At 62.9% G+C, this 1,164-nt stretch carries 1 protein-coding gene; it reads right to left on the bottom strand.

All coding sequences use genetic code 11. The annotated features are described in order from the left end of the window. Window positions 1-434, bottom strand: a 434-nt coding sequence (locus AC0L3N_RS33850) for a hypothetical protein (protein WP_473552026.1), incomplete at its 3' end; no start/stop codon positions are given. Window positions 435-1,164: the final 730 nt, after the last annotated feature.

The raw sequence follows: 1,164 nt of genomic DNA, 5'->3' as shown, positions 1-1,164 counted from the left end.
CCGCCGAAGAGGGCCCGTCTCTCGGACGGTACGGGACGCGGCGCCGCTCGAACGTCGCAGTGCGTCCGCCAACTGCGCTGGGCGATGGCCTGGATCTGAATCGTCTGGCCGGAGAAAGGCTGCAAGGGCTCTGGCACCGTGCTGATCACGGGCATGGGGTCCGCCTTGAAGAAGCGGGCCACTGCCGCGATTACCTCCCAGTCGTCGCGTTCGGCGGTGTAATGCGCCTTGATCCGCACCAGGTCGTCGAGGGTGCAGGATTCGGTGGCGAGCGCATCCGCCAGGTTCGCCATCGCGCCTTCCATCTGTCTGTCGAGGTCGCCCGGGTTGCGAATCCGTCCCGCCGTGTCGAAATCACCCGCGCCGCCGACGAAGCTCAAAACGCCTGCACTGGCGGACAAGTGGTGGGTGCGCGCGATCGGCAGATGCCACATAGTACGCTCCGTCATGTCCTTACCCGATTCGTTTCCCGCGAGCCTAGTCCATTGATCTTGAACACCACGCCGTCCAACATCTTCGGCTGAGATCGCACCGCTGCAGGAGCGGTGAGACAACCGGCAAATCGCCAACGCAGTCAACCGAATGCCGTGCGATTTGAATAGGTCGCCCGCGTTATTCGTGTCGGCGTTTCCTTATGCGGTGGCTGCAGTTGAGTGTGCGCCGCCGGGAGTAGCCGAAGGCTGAGGGCGCTTCGGTCCGCCTGAAAGGAGATTCCGTATGCACTTCGTCGCCGCCACGATGAAGCACCAGACCAACATGTTCTTGACTATCCCCACGCCCCTCTCCTTCGCGGGTCGGCGAGGAGGGCGGGGTGCCGATGGCAGTCGACAAGGCGATCGAAAAGTAACCTGAGACCCATTCTCCTCCGTTTCGAGGGAGAGTCATGGGTTCTCATTCGTGGTCCCAAGCGCTCCGTTTTTCCATCGCTGATTTCAGTGGGAGCTCGGCCGTGCAGCACGTTGCGGCGACACCGCATGGCGGCCGAGAAGTCTGCGCCCCTTAGCTGCGCCGGCCCTGCACGAAGCCCAACCGATCTGTCACTTAATCGTAACCTGGCCGCTATCGAGGCGGATTGATCAGACTGGGCTGAGCACGTCTGAGAAGCGCAGGGTCGGCGTTCACTTCGCCAGCCAGCAGGCGGACATGTGCTGCGGTCCCACTTCG

Source organism: Mesorhizobium sp. WSM4807 (assembly GCF_055811615.1).
This window is presented reverse-complemented; position numbering and strand designations above follow the sequence as displayed.